Here is a 16,199-nt window from a genome sequence, read left to right as displayed (position 1 = left end):
AAATCACACTTTTTTAGAGTGTGATTTTTTACTGTCAGCGATAAACATTATCTTCCTGATTTTTAACATATGTCACAAAACATTAATTACGATATGTGTTTTATCTATTTACTGTTTTACCCATTGTTTAAATTCTGTAGCAACATTATATTTTTATTGTTAACCATAAAAAGCGGTAAGTATCGTTCCCACTTATTGCTCGTTTTCCTTTTGTCGTGTCGATATCAATATAAAAGTAATCATAAAAACGATAACAGGCACTTTATGTATACCCAATGACGAACAGGATATACACAAAGTGACGAAACGGAGGCTTCATGCTGAATAACACAAAGAAAGATATTCCCTTAATTGCAATAAGCCTGACTTGTATTGTTGTGGTAGCAATAACCCTCAGTATATTTCCAGAAAAAACCAGTGTTATTGCTAATGCAATATTTAATGGGCTGACTCGTTTACTGGGTTCAACCATTCAAATTTTAGTTCTTGCTGCTTTGATGTTTGTGCTTTATCTGGCGATGAGTAAATACGGTAATATTCGGCTTGGTGAAGGAAAACCAAAATATGCCACCGCTCCGTGGTTATGTATGTTTATATGTGCGGGACTTGGATCTTCGACTTTATATTGGGGTGTGATGGAATGGGCTTATTATTATAAAACTCCCGGCCTTAATATTGCTCCTCAAACGCCTAAGGCATTGGAATATAGTATCAGTTACTCTTTTTTCCACTGGGGAATCAGTGCCTGGGCAACCTATGCGCTTGCTTCATTGGTCATGGCTTATCATTTCCATGTCAGAAAAAATAAAGGCTTGAGTCTTTCAGGAATTATTTCTGCAATTATAAAAATTAATCCCCAGGGGGTTTTTGGACGTCTTATTGATATGACATTTTTAATTGCAACTGTGGGAGCATTAACTATTTCTCTGGTAGTAACTGCATCCACATTAGGTGGTGGAATTTCTGTATTAACCGGCATACCGAATAATTTTATGGTTCAGGCTGGAATAACATTATTAGCGGCATTAATTTTTAGCTTAAGTTCTTATATTGGCATTGATAATGGTATGCGGCGTTTAAGCCAGATGGTAGGTTGGGGAGCATTAGGTTTTGCCTTGCTTGTTTTAATTGCAGGGCCTACAGAATTTACTATTAATAATATTATTCATGCAGTTGGTCTGACGACGCAAAATTTCTTGCAGATGAGCCTATTTACCGATCCTATGGGGGATGGGCAATTTACCCGCAGTTGGACGGTCTTTTATTGGTTATGGTGGATCTCATATACTCCCGGTGTTGCGATGTTTGTGACCCGTGTTTCCCATGGCCGCAAAATTAAAGAGGTGATTTGGGCATTGTTATTAGGCAGTACTTTTGGTTGCTGGTTCTTCTTTGGTGTTTTGGAAAGTTATGCGATGCACCAATTTATTACCGGGTCTATTAATGTACCTGAAATCTTGAGTACGTCAGGTGGCGAAACGGCCGTTCATCAATTGTTAAGCGCACTACCATTCGGCCAGTTTTTCCTTGCTGCTTATCTCCTTATCATGATTATTTTCTTAGCCTCACATATGGATGCTGTGGCCTATACGATGGCTGCAACCAGCACCCGCAATTTGAGTGAAGGTCAGGATCCTGGACGGGAATTACGTCTTTTCTGGTGCGTAGTAATCACACTAATTCCACTTTCGATTCTATTTACACAGGCCTCTTTAGAAACGATGAAAACCACAGTGGTACTTACTGCATTGCCATTTTTAGTGATCCTATTGTTTAAGGTTTACGGTTTTATTCGCTGGATAAAACAGGATTATGCACATGTTCCTACTCATCTTATTGATATAAAAAAGGAATTAATATGAGCATCCAATACCCCGAATTCACACTACCCAAAAATTTCTGTGCAAACCCGACAGATGCCTACACCATGCCTGCCCGTTTCTATACTTCTCAGGCTGTATTTAATTATGAGAAAGAAGCGATTTTTGCCAAAAGTTGGATTTGTGTTGCACATGTCAGTGAGCTGGCTAATCCGAATGATTATGTTACACGTGAAATTATTGGCGAAAACATTGTCATCGTGCGTGGGCGCGACAAAGTATTACGTGCATTTTTTAACGTTTGTCCTCATCGCGGGCATCAGTTATTACAGGGGGCTGGTAAAGCAAAAAATGTGATCACCTGCCCTTATCACGCATGGACATTCAAACTTGATGGCTCTTTAGCATATGCACGTAACTGTGAAAATGTGGCTAATTTTGATAAAGATTTGGCGACACTAACCCCTGTAAAACTGGAAGAATATGCAGGTTTTGTCTTTATTAATATGGATATGGACGCCAGTACAGTTGAAGAACAGCTACCTGGACTAGGTACAAAAGTACTGGAAGCCTGCCCTGAAGTTTACGATTTAAAGCTGGCGGCACGTTTCACGACAGCAACACCAGCTAACTGGAAAAGTATTGTTGATAACTATCTGGAATGTTATCACTGTGGCCCGGCGCCAATTTGGCTATGCCATTCCCTCTGATAAATCTTTCAAATTTGAAGGGGAATCTTCATTCCACGGTTTTTGGCTATGGCCTTGTACGATGTATAACGTTACGCCCATCAGAGGCATGATGACGGTTATCTATGAATTCCCGGTTGATGCAGAAACAACGCTGCAACATTACGATATTTACTTTACTAATGAAGACCTCACACAAGAGCAAAAAGATTTAATCGAATGGTATCGCGATGTTTTTCGCCCGGAAGATCTGCGCTTGGTTGAAAGTGTACAAAAAGGCTTGAAATCACGTGGTTATCGTGGTCAGGGGCGTATCATGGCAGATAGTACCGGAAGTGGAATAAGTGAACATGGTATTGCTTATTTCCACCATCTTGTTGCTCAAATTTATCATGAATAAGCTGAAATCGGACACAATCAGTGAAGTTATGATGAATAATCAGGAGTCGTTTATGTCTGCTTATCAGAGGGTCGGCGTTATTGTCAGTGACATTGAAACTATCACACCTACGATAAAACGATTTACATTAATACCTGAACAAAATACACACTTACCCTCTTTTACTGGCGGCAGTCATATCTTTGTACAGATGCAGGAGGGTGACAGTCATTATAGTAATGCTTATTCCTTATTAAATTCTCCTTTTAATTCACAACACTATCAAATTGCCATTAGGCGAGAAGAACATTCTCGTGGTGGATCGGCATTTATGCATGAAAAAGTGGTTATTGGCGATAAACTTGTTGTTTCTGAACCGAATAATTTATTCCCATTAGTATCCGAAGCTAAAAAACATATATTAATAGCGGGTGAAATTGGGATCACACCATTTATGTCCCATTTGCATGAACTGGAACAGCAAAATGCACAATATGAACTGCATTATTGCTGCCGAGATATGAATAACAATGTGTTTCGGCAAGAATTAATGGCATCGGTATTTAAGGATAACGTTGTTTGCCATGTTTCATCCGAAGGTTTTCGTCTTGAACTCGATACGTTTATTGCTCAGTTACCAGAAGGAAGCCATGTTTATACATGTGGTTCAAATTCACTGAAAGAAGGAGTAAAGCAAGCTGCACAAAAAGCCGGGTTTCCTGAACATCAGCTACATTTTGAGCAGTTTACTGTTGAAGATAAAACCGGGGATGAATTTACCCTTGTGCTTGCCAGATCGGGCGTTGAGTTGGAGGTTGATAGTGAATCGACAATACTACAAGTTATCGAAAGAAATAACGTCGCTTCGGTTGAAAGTTTGTGTCGCGAAGGAGTATGCGGTACTTGTGAAACCATAATTTTAGAAGGCGAAGCAGACCACCGTGACCAATATTTTACTGATGAGGAAAAAGAGAGCCAAACATCAATGTTGATTTGTTGTTCCAGATCGAAAGGAAAACGATTGGTACTTGATTTGTAAATTAAAAGCCTGCTTTTTTAAGCTGAACATCTGGTATCTTTCTGTTTCGAACAATTGCATATAGTCCATAGCGTGTTTTCCTTTGGCAAGAAAGATACCAACTATAGCAACTGACCGCCTTTCTGAAAAACTGCATTTATCAGGCAAAGCCGCCTGAAATTAATAAATTAACTGCCAATGCTACAAATATTAAGGCTGTGATTTTATTTAAAATATTTTGTATTTTTGGTTTATGAAATATTACTTCACTTAAATACCCTGATAAATATGAAATAATGGAAAATACAATAAAAGTGATGGTGGAAAATATCACGCCAAGATATAGTGACTGGAGTGAAACTGGAATAATACTTGTACTTTGATTGGTGAACTGAGGCAGAAAAGCCAAAAAGAAAACGATAATCTTGGGATTTGATAAATTCATGAGCATCCCTTTTCTGATAAGTTTTTTTGTATCATGAAAATTATCCGTACTTCGTTGAATAAAAGCAGGTTTAGCTTTGAAAGCACCCCAAGCCAGATAAGTTAGATAAATTATGCCAAAAATCCGAATAACTCCAAATGCTAGTGCATTTTCTCGTAATATTGTTGCAATACCTAATGATACTAAAGAAATATGTATTGCCAAACCAATACATAGACCCATAGTTATTAATATTCCAACTTTTCGCCCATGTATTGCCGATTGACTCAATATAAAAAGATTATCAGGGCCGGGTAAAAAGCATAAAAAAGTTGAAATACTGATAAATGTAATTAATGTTTCTATAGATAGCATAATAATTACCGCTATTTTACCATTGATAAATGGGTTTCATTATACTAATGAAAGAATGATGTATAAAAGATGGAAAATCTACTTACGGGTATGAATTAATTTCATACCATGTCTGATTGTCCTTTCAAGATGCGCTTTGATTAAAGGAAAACAAATTTCTCGGAACCATTTATGCTCTGGGTCCTGATGATACTTGGCATGCCATAGTAAGTAGTATTGTTGCGGCTGGATATCAATGGGTAAGTATCTTATTTTCAAATCATAATTTTGGGCAAAATCAGCAGCGATATGCAGTGGTATAGTGAGCATGGCATCTGTTTTTAACAGTAACTCAATGGCTGATTGGAAAAAAGGAACTGTAACCAAAATATTACGGTGGAGATCCATCATTGCTAATGTATGGTCAACGAAGCTATCTTTATCTCCACCACCACTAATAAGAATATGCCGACTGGTAATATAGTCGTTAATGGTTAGTTCACTATCAGATTTAGGGTGATTATGTCTGAATACAACGACAAGTTGGTCTTCGGCCATTAACTTGCCATATAAATTATCAGGTATGGAGTCAGCAATAGTGGCCACTAAGTCAAGATCTTGTCCAGCAAGTTTATTCAGGTTGTTTTTATACCACAGTTTATATTCGATGCTGACTTTAGGCGCTTCCCTTTCAATATGAAAAAAGATAGAAGGTAAGATGGCTTGGGCGACATAGTCGCTGGAGGCTAAGGTAAATTTCCTTTTACATTGACTTGGTTCTATTGATTCTGGTGCATATAGATTATCTAGTTGTTGCATCAATATTGGAAGCTGTGCCTTTAATTTTTCTCCTTTTTTGGTAAGGATAAATTTATTTGCTTCTCTTATAATAATCTTGTCATGAAAATCCTCACGGAGCTGATTTAACGTTTTACTCATCGCAGACTGTGTCACATTTAATTGTTTTGCTGATTCCGTCAAATTAAGTGTTCTCAGTATTGATATTAGAGCGGGTAGTAATTTGTAATTATTCAAAGTGTATTTTCCATATTGGTAGTTTCAATAATTATAAGCACTTTAAGTGATAATTAATTTTTTATCCATAAATTTTCAATACTAATGAGTTAAAAGAGATTTGTTCAACAATTAGTTATGTGTCTAATCATGATACTCCTGCCTCATAAATACAAATGGTTGTTCTATTGAATAAAAAATAATATATCTCAGTAATGGGAGACTGATTTAATCCAAAGAGTATATTTATAGGGGAGGTAATAGTATGGATAACCATTATGATGTTTTGATTATGGGAGCGGGCGTTTCTGGCATTGGTATGGCATGCCATTTGGCAAGAGAATGTCCTGACAAAAAAGTGGGGGTCTTAGAGCGTCGTGACGCAATAGGTGGAACCTGGGATTTATTTCGCTATCCGGGGATTCGCACAGATGCAGATATGATGAGTTATGGCTATAAATTTCGTCCCTGGACGGACACCAGTATTTTTGCTGATGGGCCTTCAATTAGACGCTATCTGAATTCAGCAGTAGAAGAGTATGAAATTGATAAAAAAATTCAGTTTGGGTTAAAGATCACCAAAATTAACTGGTCAAGTGAAACTCGCCAATGGACTGTTACCGCAATAGATGAAACCAGTGGAGAAATTCGGCAATTTACTTGTCATTTTCTTATTGGCGCGACAGGTTACTACAATCAGGATGAACCTTATGTACCTAAATTCCCCGGCCTTGAAGATTTTAAAGGCACAGTAGTTCATCCCCAACACTGGCCTGAGACATTAGATTACAAACGAAAGCGGGTTGTTGTGATTGGAAGTGGTGCAACCGCAGTCACATTACTTCCAGCAATGGCATATGAGACTGAACATATTACTATGCTACAGCGTTCCCCAAGTTATATTTTTTCAATACCGGGCAGGGATAAGATAGCTGAGTTTCTGAATGGTATTATTCCACAACGTTGGATTTATACATTAAGCCGAAAACGCAATATCTTATTTTTTAGCTTGTTATATAAAATTAGCCGATATTTCCCTAACCTTTTAAAATCGTTATTGTTGGGATTAGCCCGTAGAAAAGTTGGCCCTGATTTTGACATGAAACACCTGACACCCAAGTATATGCCATGGGATGAACGGTTGTGCTTTGTGCCCGACAGCAATCTATTTAAGGTTTTGAAAGAGGGGAAAGCTTCTATCGTTACCGATCAAATTAAACGTATTACTGAAGACGGGATTTTATTACAATCAGGTAAGAAATTATCTGCTGATATCATAGTGACAGCGACAGGGTTGCAATTACAAATGATAGGAGGAGCTGAGATTGCTATTGATGGTCAACCACTGCAAGGTAATAACATGATGTTCTATAAGGGGACATTGATACAGGATATTCCTAATTTTGCTTATCTATTTGGTTATATTAGCAACGCCTGGACATTAAAAATTGATCTCTCAGCGGAATATATTTGTCGTTTGTTAAATGAAATGGATCGGCGTCAGGCTACGGTTGTGACACCACATGCTCAGCCGGATGAGGTAGTACCTGATAAACATTTGTTTGGTGCCTTGCAATCTGGTTATGTGAAACGAGGTGAAGATTCACTTCCCCGTCAGGGACGCAGTCCAAATTGGCAAATATCACATGATTATCAAAAAGATAAAAAAGTCTTACGGCAGCCAGTGGATGATCCCGCTCTGGAATGGTTGTAATCATAATCAGCCCGTTATGATAACGGGCGAATTATTTTTTATCAGATGTCAGAGTAATAAGGGATATCAAAGATGGTACGGTAATACCCAATTTTATATTCTTAATTCTATGCATTAACGTTGTTTGATTAACCACTTCCTGGAGAGCCAGGAGAAAATTATTCCTGAGATCGCCCCAAAAATATGGCCTTCTGTAGAAATATTTTCTTGTAGTGGTAATAGACCGAAAGCTATCCCGCCATAATAGATAATTACCAGAATGGAAAAGAAAAAATCTTTAGCTCTTCTCAGGAAGTAAGCATTCGCCAGTAATAACCCCCACAAACCAAAAATCCAGCCGCTGGCACCGATATGAATGGCCATTCGGCCGAATAGCCAGACTAACGTACCCTCGGTAAAAATAATAAACAAACTGGCCAGAATGTAATAACGAATAGAATGGGTCGTCAGTAACGCACTGAGTACCAGTAAGACAGGAAGGTTACTAAACAGGTGTGCCCAACTGCTATGCAGGAATGGAGAGAATGGAATGCCAATCAATCCCTGAATATATCGGGGGATAATGCCGAAATTGTTTAATGTTCCACCGGTTAAGGTATCAATTATTTGAATTAAAACAAGTAATAATACCAACCAGATCAAGATATGAAAGCGTTGTTGGAGCCATATTTTCACTATATGTTGCCTTAATCTTATTTATCACATCAAATTTTCGTAATTAACAACTAACGCATCAGGAATTGCATGATCCATTAAATCAGAGGTTCTATCTAATTGGCTTCGGGTTAAATCTGTACGATTAACTAATAAGTTTCGTTTCCATTCTTCATGAATTTGGTAGCTCCAACGGGCTCTAAACTGCCCTGATAGACCTAGCCACATAAGGAAATCTCTCAATGGTGCTGGATATAAAACACAAGCATCATAGATGGCTGTAAAGGAAGAATATCTCATTCGTATCCCATTCCTAATTCTTGTGCCTGCTGAGTCAGTTCTGACATAGTTTTTTCACTATCTTGGTCGCGTGTATTTTTAAATATCATCAGGTCTGAAAACCGTACACGGCGATGTTTTCCAGTCTTGTGGAATGGTAGTGCACCTTCTTCCAATAATTTGATTAAATGAGGCCTGGAGACATTAAGTAAATCTGCTGCTTCTTGAGTGGTTAGTTCTGCATGAACTGGTACAACTTTAACTGCATTACCTTCAGCAAGTTCAGACAAAATATCAACCAAAAGGCGCAAAGCAGAAGTGGGTAATTCTACTTTATGTGATTGATTTTTTTCATCAAATATCTGGATGTATTGGGTTTCGAAGTGGGTTGCCAGATAGGCTGCCAGAACACGCTGACTTTCCACTGCAACCTGAACTTCTCTTGCTAAAGGAAGCGTCATTTTGGAGGAGTTGGAAATAGTCATGGAAAGTACCTCAATAGCTAGTGATGCATTAAAAATCGGCAATCACAAGATAAACGAAATAATCAAAAAACGCAATAAACGAAAAATAAGTCCTTTTATAATCTTAGTACTGTTTTGTAGATTTATGTTTTTTTGGATATACAGATCAATTTCCTAACGCCTGAACACTCTTAACCAAATCAGCAAGTTGGGTGACAACCCGGTCACCGACATCAGCATTATCACCACCCAGTGCTTTATTGCGCATAAAATCGCATTTTATCTGTTGCCAGCGTTGTTGTTCTGGTGTCATCATGCCACGGATCTCTGCCAGTTTGAGTAAGTTCTCTTCCGCTCCACTGGTCAGCAATTGTGCTTCTCCCAAATAGTGATCATCTAGAATACGCTGTATTTCTGCTTCGTTCATGTCACGTAACGCCAACGGAGCCAATACCGGATTTGAAGTCAAGACTGTTTTCGATATAGCTCAGTGTGAAGGCTTCTTCCATACCACCTAATACTTCACCGAGGTTATAAATATCGGCACGATTCGCCAACATATCAGGATGGGGAAGCTGGCAAGGAGCTTACCGTCTCGTTCGACCAGTTCCAGTAGTTGAGTGTTTTTGTAGTAGGTATACAGTTCGTTGAAATCCTGTACAAAGCTGGTGATATTGAGAAATGTACCTGTCAGTGGGACAGATTCAACATCATATTCATCGTTCTCTTTTTTCAATTTGTACAGGGAAAAAACATCTTCAACCTGAGTCTCTTTTTTCAAGCCGAGGAAAACGTTATAGCCAAATAGTAGATAGTCACCAACACGAACAATATCGCGGGCAACGCAGTTATTCTCTGTGCGAATACGAATACGGCCAATAATATCAGTCTGGTTTTTGCCGAATTCTTCCAGACGGCGGGTATTTAACAGACTGACTTTTTCGTGTAGTTGCTGGCCTTGTTCAGACAGACGATGGCGTAAGATATCATAAGCTCCACCTTCGGCGACGGCATTATCCAGTAATTCCTGCTCGCGAGTGTTTACTTGATGATCGTTCATTTGGCTATCTGACATGGCGTAACTATTTCCTTGCTTTAATGACGTTAATTCGGGTTCCAGGGCAGGGCACCGTACAGACATTTCTTAAATATGGATACTCACCGCCATGGGCAACTGTGACGGTGAGTATTACTGACTACTCTTCTGAATTATCTTTCTTCTGAATTTTTTTACCGCCGCTGAACATATTGACCAGAGATTGGACTTCTGGATTTTGCAGCAAAGAGTTGAAATCGAGTTTTTGCTCTCCAGCTACTTTTTCACCTTCCTTTTTTTCACCCACCTCTTTTTCTCCGGTTCCACTATCACCTTTACTTGCCAGCAATCTATCTACGGCGGATTTTACTAATGGGCTTTTGTCTACTACGCCATTAATGGCTTTGCCCACAGTGAGTGCTTTAGAGAAGGTATTGAAGAAGCTGCCGTCACCGCCCACGATATCGATGTTGGTTTTGCTAAGCGCTGCCGCCAGAACCTCCGCTTGTTCTTTGGCGATCTCTTTATTGGCGGAAATGGCAGACATTGCTTGTTCAAAGTTTTTCTCAAGCTGCATACGGAACTCTTCATGCTCACGTGCGGTATCGTTGAGATTACCTATCGCGGTGAATTTATCAGTCAGACCATCCGCTTCTGCTTTCAGACGCTGGCGGATTACTTCAGCTTGTGCGGCACCCAACTGGCCTTCACCACGTGCTTGTGCCGTCAGTTTTTCTTCTAATACCTTGGCTTCGGCCTGAGCTTGAATAATGGTGATCTGTTTTTGCCGGTCTGCTTCAGAAATCATACGCACTTCCTTGATGCGTTCTTCTTCCTGGGCAACGGTTTTTTCTACAGCGACACGCTCACGAATAACGTTAGAAATATTTTTACGCTCTTCTTCCAGCGCTTTCTCTTTTTCAATGCGCTGGAGTTCAACTTCACGCTCACGGGCAACAATTTCCAATTCCTGTGCGCGAATGACTTTTTCCATTTCAATGGCGACGGCACGGGAGCGATTCTGTTGAGCAACTTCCACTTCACGCAGGCGATTCTCTTCGCAGATTTCGATTTCCTGCTGGGTTTGAATACGAGCTTGCTCTGCTTTCAGGCGCTCTTCTTCTTTTACTTTCAGAGTTTCGGCGGCTTCACGAGCACGAATACTTTCAATTTCACGTTTTTGGCGGGCTTCGGCATCAGCTTGCTGACGTTCTAATGCCAGACTGGCTTCACGGGATTCCACGTTTTTCTTCTGAATAGCCAGCTCTTGATCTCGCTCTTTCTGATTGGTTTCAATATTGTGAATGGCAGTGATTTCGGTGATTTTGCGAATACCTTCTGCATCGAAAATATTGTTTGGATCCAGCGAGTTTTTCGGGGTCTGTTCCAGATAGTCGATAGCAACATCTTCCAGAGCATATCCGTTCAAATCCTTACCGATAACATCAACAATGCGGTCACGGAAGTTTTGGCGGTCTTCAAACAGTTTTGCCAGTTCAAGTTGTTTCCCAACAGTTTTCAGTGCTTCTGAGAATTTGGCACTAAACAGCGCGCTGACGGCATTATGGTCAGATGCACGTTCAACACCGATGAATTTTGCCACTTTCAATATATCTTCGGTGGTTTCATTCACTCGCAGGTAGAAAGCAACAGTAATGTCTGCACGCAGGTTATCTTTACAGATCAGACCATCTTTACCCCGACGATCAACTTCCAGTGTCAGCAGGGAAATTCGCATGAATTCTTTTTTGTAAATAACGGGATAAACCAGAGCACCAGTAAAATGGACTTTAGGTTGAGATGACATATCGTTAACGATCAGCGCAGTGCCTTGTGGTACTTTGATATAAAATGCTTTAAAAAGCCCCAAAAAACCCAGAATGACGATGATTATCGTTGCAATAATTATCAAAAACGGCATGAAATCAACCAAATTAATATCTGACATATTTAAGTGTTTCTCCATTTTGTTGTAGGGCAAACCTGTTTGGGGTTAACGGAATCCCTCAGAACTTAAGTTGCTATTCATCCATGACCGAAATATTGAGAGAGGCATGTCAGATAGCAAGTTTTACGGCAGTGGTGGAAAGTAATTTGTTACAATCTAAGTTCATCTTCACTGACGACTGCATAACTGTTTGTTGTGGCGTCATAACTGATCAGCACGACACGATCTCCGCGAATGATACCGTCACTTTCTGGTGCGCGTACCTGCAAGATAAGGCTAAGAGGGTGGCAATTCTTAGTAAATAACGGAGCACATCGGTTTCAATGAAACGCAGCATTAAGTGCTCTCTGAAATAGCTTAGAGGCCAGCTAATCAGAGTAATTAGTGTGATAATAATGGTGATAGGAATTCCGGTCAGGCCGAGTTTCGTTAACCAACCCGCCAGAGAGGTTGCGTCGAAACTATCTACATCCATATTCATAATATCCAGTAAACCCAAAGCGGCACATATCCAATAAAACAAAATAATCAATAATAGCCTGCTGAAGATAATAACTGGAAAAGCTAAACAGTTTTGTAAGAAAAGCGCCATTGGAATGCTGTCTCAAAACGGTGATAACTCATTGTAAAGTTATATTTAATTAAATCAGATTTAAGAATAAGTTAATAGTTTAAAAAAGATATTTTTTGAATTTTTACCAGAGGAATTAATGGCTGTTATTTATACTCTTAGTAATAATAAAATAAAATCATTTAATTTTTTGATTAGCTATTATTCTATATTGAAATCAAGGAAATATATGGCGTATTTAAGATATAAATTCAGAAGGGGATATTAGTTGATATAATTTATTTATTAAATTATCAATTAATAAATTATTTTCTCCAGACTAATTATATTTGCAAAGGAATACCTGAATAAATTTCGATATGGTTTAAAAATAGCACGCGGATTGCCGCAAAATGGTTAGCTCTGTGGCGCATAAATTTACTTGCACCTTTTCTCATATTTTGTCAGCTTTAGTACTGTCAGGGGGGCTGACAACGACTTTTTCAAGACAGGGTAACTATGATGAAAAGAGTAGGTTTTATCGGCTGGCGTGGTATGGTTGGCTCAGTATTGATGCAAAGAATGATCGAAGAAGGGGATTTTAACCAGATCAATCCCGTTTTTTTTACGACTTCCCAACATGGACAACCAGCCCCGGAGTTTACAGGTAAGTCGGGCGTTTTGCAGGATGCTTTTGATATTGAAGCACTTAATACGTTGGATATTATTATTAGTTGTCAGGGAGGGGATTATACCAATGAAATTTATCCCAGACTGAAAGCAACGGGCTGGCAGGGATATTGGATCGATGCGGCTTCTGCACTCCGCATGAATGATGATGCTGTCATTATTCTCGATCCTGTTAACCATCAACATATTCAGAACAGCCTGAATAAAGGGATTAAAACTTTTGTTGGCGGTAACTGTACTGTCAGCCTGATGTTAATGTCATTGGGTGGCTTGTTTGCTAATAATTTGATCGAGTGGGCATCAGTCTCAACCTATCAGGCAGCTTCTGGTGGTGGTGCTCGCCATATGCGCGAATTGTTGGTGCAGATGGGCATGTTGCATGATCAGGTTGCAGATGAACTGCAAAACCCGGCTTTTGCGATTTTGGATATTGAGAAGCGTGTAACGGATTTTACCCGCAACGGCGCATTGCCGACTGATCAATTTGGTGTTCCTCTGGCGGGGAGTTTAATCCCGTGGATTGATAAGCAACTGGAAAATGGGCAGAGCCGTGAAGAGTGGAAAGGCCAGGCGGAAACCAACAAGATTTTGAATACGGGTGATGACATCATTCCGGTTGATGGCCTGTGTGTTCGTATTGGAGCACTGCGTTGCCATAGTCAGGCATTTACCCTGAAATTGAAAAGAGATATTCCGATTCACGAAATTGAAACGTTGCTGGCATCCCATAATGACTGGGTTCGCGTGATCCCGAATGATCGCGAATTGACCATGCGTGAATTAACACCGGTGACGGTGACGGGTACTTTGAATACGCCAGTGGGTCGTCTGCGTAAGCTGAATATGGGGCCGGAATATCTGTCTGCTTTTACTGTTGGTGATCAGTTACTGTGGGGAGCGGCCGAGCCGTTGCGTCGTATGTTGCGGATTTTGTTGTAGTAAAGCATTTAATAGACCGCCATTATTGAATAAATATTGGTGGTTGTTTTTTTATATCTTATAGTTACATAATGGGGGCAATCAGGACATGTCGCCATTATGTTGGTCCTTGCATGCTGGTTTTTTGTAAATTCTCATTCTATTGATTTTAAAATAATTTAGATCTCAGCGTTGTTTTTCACTTTCCACAATTAGCTTATCACCGAGGCATTTTTTAATGCCTGCCGCTCTTCCGTGGAGCGCTGGCTAATTTCGTCAATGCACCGATAAAAGCATCTGCATCAAGGGGTAACTGCCCGGTTTTCGATACTTGCCAAATATACAAACAAGAGTTGTTCTGGGTAGGCGAGTGATAGTAGCTTGAAACTGATTTGAGGTGTTTTAAATGGAATGAACGGGCGGTTTAATTCGCCCGTTTAACATAAAAGGAGTTTAATTAACCATATTTCTTAGCGAAATCTTTATCTGACATGCATAAATAGATAATAAATTCAATAAAAGAAATGATATAAGGAATGAACGTCCAGCAAAAAATAAGGTATAAAAACCCTGATCCTATTTTTCCTAGATAAAATCTATGTACCCCGATAAAACCAAGAAAGAAAGCTAATAGAGCTGCAGTTATTCTGCTTTTCTCACCTTGTATTTCTTCTTTTTGAACTGCACCACAGCTAGGGCAAGAGCTTGCGGAGGTGTGGATTTCTTTTCCACAGCCACGGCAATAGACCATGTTTGACATCTAAATATCCTTAATGTTATCTATCTCATTCTGTTTTATATTAAAACTATCAAGTTAAAAATCCAATGATTTTAAGAAAAATTAAGACAGTCTCAGGGTGACCAATGGGAAGAAGGTTATAAATCCAATTTATTGATAGTGATGAATGTTTAGATAATCGCCAATTCCAGACATATACTGTCTCCCGACATTCCATTCATAGCCATATCTAAGATTCGTTTATGTGTGTCAGAACAACATGTGGTTCCAGTTGCCAAGAATGGCGATCGTTATTTTTGCATTTTGAATGTATCTTCCGAATAATTGGTGAGTATTATTTGCTAGCATAGTTAAGTTTCTCGATAAAAATTAAGGACACAACCCAGTAAAGCGATATCCTCCATTTGCGGCATAAAATACCCATAATTTGCTGTTATTTGGGTCTAATATCATAGAACATGGTTCATCATCAATAAACCCAAGCCTGTTGTAAGCATTTGAAAGGTGTTTCGTTGCCGTCGTCAATTTTAATCTTCCATGATGGCCTGTTTGGTAGGACAAATTGACAGCTTTTTCCATCAGTAAATAAGCACAATTTTGGATCCCCGGATGGGTAATCAGGTAACTGACTTCAGGATAATATGGATAGAGATCATCTTCATTGTAGGTAAATAACATTATTCCAATGGGCACCATCAGAGAAGACACTGAGTCTGTTGGAAAGTGAGTTGTATAACAGACAAAGTAGGTATAGTTGCAACCTTGATATAAGGTACTATCTTTTTTTCTGATGCGAAATGATAAATTATCTTTCACTGTACATAACAGGCTATCTGTTATACAACATCTCAGATCCCATGATTCTTCGGTGGAGGGGTTTGATTTTGCTTCTATATTGTCTCTTCTTCGATATGTATTTTCGATATGTGACAGCCATCCATCCTGTTTAATTGAATTATATAATTTCCTGACTGCTATTTCCGCTTCTTGCAATGTTGCTTTTTTAACTATTGGAATGTATCCATTTATCAATCTGGGGTTGTGATGATTAACATTGATATTCAATATATTTTGGGGTGGCAGAGTATGGAAAGAGTTTGAGCGGGATAAAGCTCCAGATGGCGTTTTGTGTATATAGCTATTAAAAGAAGAATTTCGTTTTAACATAATAATAACCTTTATAATAGAAATTGAATATGATTAATAAAATTAAGCTACTCTTAACATTTAGGTTCAATATGTTATTGAGAATTAAAAATTCCTGATTTATATAATGAAAGTGAAATTTTTCTTATCTTATTAATAAGATCATTTTTTGTTTTTTATGAAGAAATATCCTTAAATAATCGCTCGTTATCAGGGTAAATAAATGAAGGATTTTTCAATTAATTTGAGAAGTAATATAAGGCAGTTTTAGATGGTTTTCCAAGTAACCAATGAATATTTTATAGATAAATTTTGAACCGTCTTTTCCCCGGATAACGTTTTAGTTATCCGGGGCAGGTGTAG

At 38.9% G+C, this 16,199-nt stretch carries 12 protein-coding genes and 3 pseudogenes; 5 read left to right on the top strand and 10 right to left on the bottom strand.

Annotation, left to right across the window (positions count from 1 at the left end; translation table 11 throughout):
- Window positions 1-317: 317 nt before the first annotated feature.
- The 3 genes and pseudogenes from AAC852_RS04420 to AAC852_RS04410 all read left to right on the top strand — a co-directional run bounded on the left by AAC852_RS04420 (window position 318) and on the right by AAC852_RS04410 (window position 3,927).
- Window positions 318-1,862, top strand: coding sequence for a BCCT family transporter (locus tag AAC852_RS04420; RefSeq protein ID WP_340619981.1), 1,545 nt, complete (start codon window positions 318-320; stop codon window positions 1,860-1,862).
- Window positions 1,859-2,909, top strand: a pseudogene (locus AAC852_RS04415) (aromatic ring-hydroxylating oxygenase subunit alpha). Before AAC852_RS04420 ends, AAC852_RS04415 begins: the two are co-directional and overlap by 4 nt.
- Before the next feature lie 52 nt (window positions 2,910-2,961).
- Window positions 2,962-3,927 carry a PDR/VanB family oxidoreductase gene (locus tag AAC852_RS04410; RefSeq protein WP_340619980.1) on the top strand — a complete coding sequence of 322 codons (966 nt, stop codon included), beginning with the start codon at window positions 2,962-2,964 and terminating at the stop codon, window positions 3,925-3,927.
- A gap of 139 nt (window positions 3,928-4,066) precedes the next feature.
- On the opposite strand, the gene AAC852_RS04405 is transcribed toward AAC852_RS04410, so the two are convergent.
- Both AAC852_RS04405 and AAC852_RS04400 read right to left on the bottom strand, forming a co-directional pair.
- Complete coding sequence (locus tag AAC852_RS04405) at window positions 4,067-4,705, bottom strand: LysE family translocator (RefSeq protein WP_340619979.1); 639 nt, start codon at window positions 4,703-4,705, stop codon at window positions 4,067-4,069.
- Between the two features lie 78 nt (window positions 4,706-4,783).
- The gene (locus tag AAC852_RS04400; RefSeq protein WP_340619978.1) at window positions 4,784-5,719 is read right to left on the bottom strand and encodes a LysR family transcriptional regulator; all 936 of its coding nucleotides are present in this window, start codon (window positions 5,717-5,719) and stop codon (window positions 4,784-4,786) included.
- A 244-nt stretch (window positions 5,720-5,963) separates the two neighbouring features.
- On the opposite strand from AAC852_RS04400, the gene AAC852_RS04395 reads away from it, so the two are divergent.
- Window positions 5,964-7,412, top strand: coding sequence for a flavin-containing monooxygenase (locus AAC852_RS04395; RefSeq protein ID WP_340619977.1), 1,449 nt, complete (start codon window positions 5,964-5,966; stop codon window positions 7,410-7,412).
- A 114-nt stretch (window positions 7,413-7,526) separates the two neighbouring features.
- Here AAC852_RS04395 and AAC852_RS04390 read toward each other — a convergent pair whose 3' ends face one another.
- The 6 genes and pseudogenes from AAC852_RS04390 to AAC852_RS04365 all read right to left on the bottom strand — a co-directional run bounded on the left by AAC852_RS04390 (window position 7,527) and on the right by AAC852_RS04365 (window position 11,784).
- The gene (locus tag AAC852_RS04390) at window positions 7,527-8,087 is read right to left on the bottom strand and encodes a rhomboid family intramembrane serine protease (protein ID WP_340619976.1); all 561 of its coding nucleotides are present in this window, start codon (window positions 8,085-8,087) and stop codon (window positions 7,527-7,529) included.
- A 24-nt stretch (window positions 8,088-8,111) separates the two neighbouring features.
- Complete coding sequence (locus AAC852_RS04385; RefSeq protein WP_340619975.1) at window positions 8,112-8,366, bottom strand: hypothetical protein; 255 nt, start codon at window positions 8,364-8,366, stop codon at window positions 8,112-8,114.
- Window positions 8,363-8,830: a helix-turn-helix domain-containing protein gene (locus AAC852_RS04380; RefSeq protein ID WP_340619974.1), complete on the bottom strand. Its 468-nt coding sequence runs from the start codon at window positions 8,828-8,830 to the stop codon at window positions 8,363-8,365. Before AAC852_RS04380 ends, AAC852_RS04385 begins: the two co-directional genes overlap by 4 nt.
- A 145-nt stretch (window positions 8,831-8,975) precedes the next feature.
- Window positions 8,976-9,375, bottom strand: a pseudogene (locus AAC852_RS04375) (hypothetical protein); the annotation flags it as partial.
- Window positions 9,375-9,869 (bottom strand): annotated as a pseudogene (locus tag AAC852_RS04370) (DNA repair ATPase); the annotation flags it as partial. The pseudogenes AAC852_RS04370 and AAC852_RS04375, both read right to left, overlap by 1 nt.
- 136 nt (window positions 9,870-10,005) lie before the next feature.
- Window positions 10,006-11,784, bottom strand: coding sequence for a flotillin family protein (locus AAC852_RS04365; protein WP_340620234.1), 1,779 nt, complete (start codon window positions 11,782-11,784; stop codon window positions 10,006-10,008).
- 1,081 nt (window positions 11,785-12,865) lie between these two features.
- Here AAC852_RS04365 and asd point away from each other — a divergent pair.
- Complete coding sequence (gene asd, locus AAC852_RS04360; RefSeq protein ID WP_340619971.1) at window positions 12,866-13,972, top strand: aspartate-semialdehyde dehydrogenase; 1,107 nt, start codon at window positions 12,866-12,868, stop codon at window positions 13,970-13,972.
- Window positions 13,973-14,408: 436 nt separating this feature from the next.
- Here the strand turns inward: asd and AAC852_RS04355 are convergent, their stop codons facing one another.
- Complete coding sequence (locus AAC852_RS04355; protein WP_340619970.1) at window positions 14,409-14,711, bottom strand: NINE protein; 303 nt, start codon at window positions 14,709-14,711, stop codon at window positions 14,409-14,411.
- 348 nt (window positions 14,712-15,059) lie between these two features.
- Complete coding sequence (locus AAC852_RS04350) at window positions 15,060-15,857, bottom strand: hypothetical protein (protein WP_340619969.1); 798 nt, start codon at window positions 15,855-15,857, stop codon at window positions 15,060-15,062.
- Window positions 15,858-16,199: the final 342 nt, after the last annotated feature.

Origin of the sequence: Xenorhabdus siamensis, assembly GCF_037996745.1 — a bacterium.
Taxonomy (GTDB): domain Bacteria; phylum Pseudomonadota; class Gammaproteobacteria; order Enterobacterales; family Enterobacteriaceae; genus Xenorhabdus; species Xenorhabdus indica.
Note: the sequence above shows the minus strand (reverse complement) of the source record. Positions and strands in the feature narration are given on the sequence as shown.

Coding starts and splice junctions, on each gene's coding strand:
- AAC852_RS04350 (WP_340619969.1), bottom strand. CDS start 15,857: ATGTTAAAACGAAATTCTTCTTTTAATAGCTATATACACAAAACGCCA.
- AAC852_RS04405 (WP_340619979.1), bottom strand. CDS start 4,705: ATGCTATCTATAGAAACATTAATTACATTTATCAGTATTTCAACTTTT.
- AAC852_RS04420 (WP_340619981.1), top strand. CDS start 318: ATGCTGAATAACACAAAGAAAGATATTCCCTTAATTGCAATAAGCCTG.
- AAC852_RS04410 (WP_340619980.1), top strand. CDS start 2,962: ATGTCTGCTTATCAGAGGGTCGGCGTTATTGTCAGTGACATTGAAACT.
- AAC852_RS04395 (WP_340619977.1), top strand. CDS start 5,964: ATGGATAACCATTATGATGTTTTGATTATGGGAGCGGGCGTTTCTGGC.
- asd (WP_340619971.1), top strand. CDS start 12,866: ATGAAAAGAGTAGGTTTTATCGGCTGGCGTGGTATGGTTGGCTCAGTA.
- AAC852_RS04385 (WP_340619975.1), bottom strand. CDS start 8,366: ATGAGATATTCTTCCTTTACAGCCATCTATGATGCTTGTGTTTTATAT.
- AAC852_RS04355 (WP_340619970.1), bottom strand. CDS start 14,711: ATGTCAAACATGGTCTATTGCCGTGGCTGTGGAAAAGAAATCCACACC.
- AAC852_RS04380 (WP_340619974.1), bottom strand. CDS start 8,830: ATGACTATTTCCAACTCCTCCAAAATGACGCTTCCTTTAGCAAGAGAA.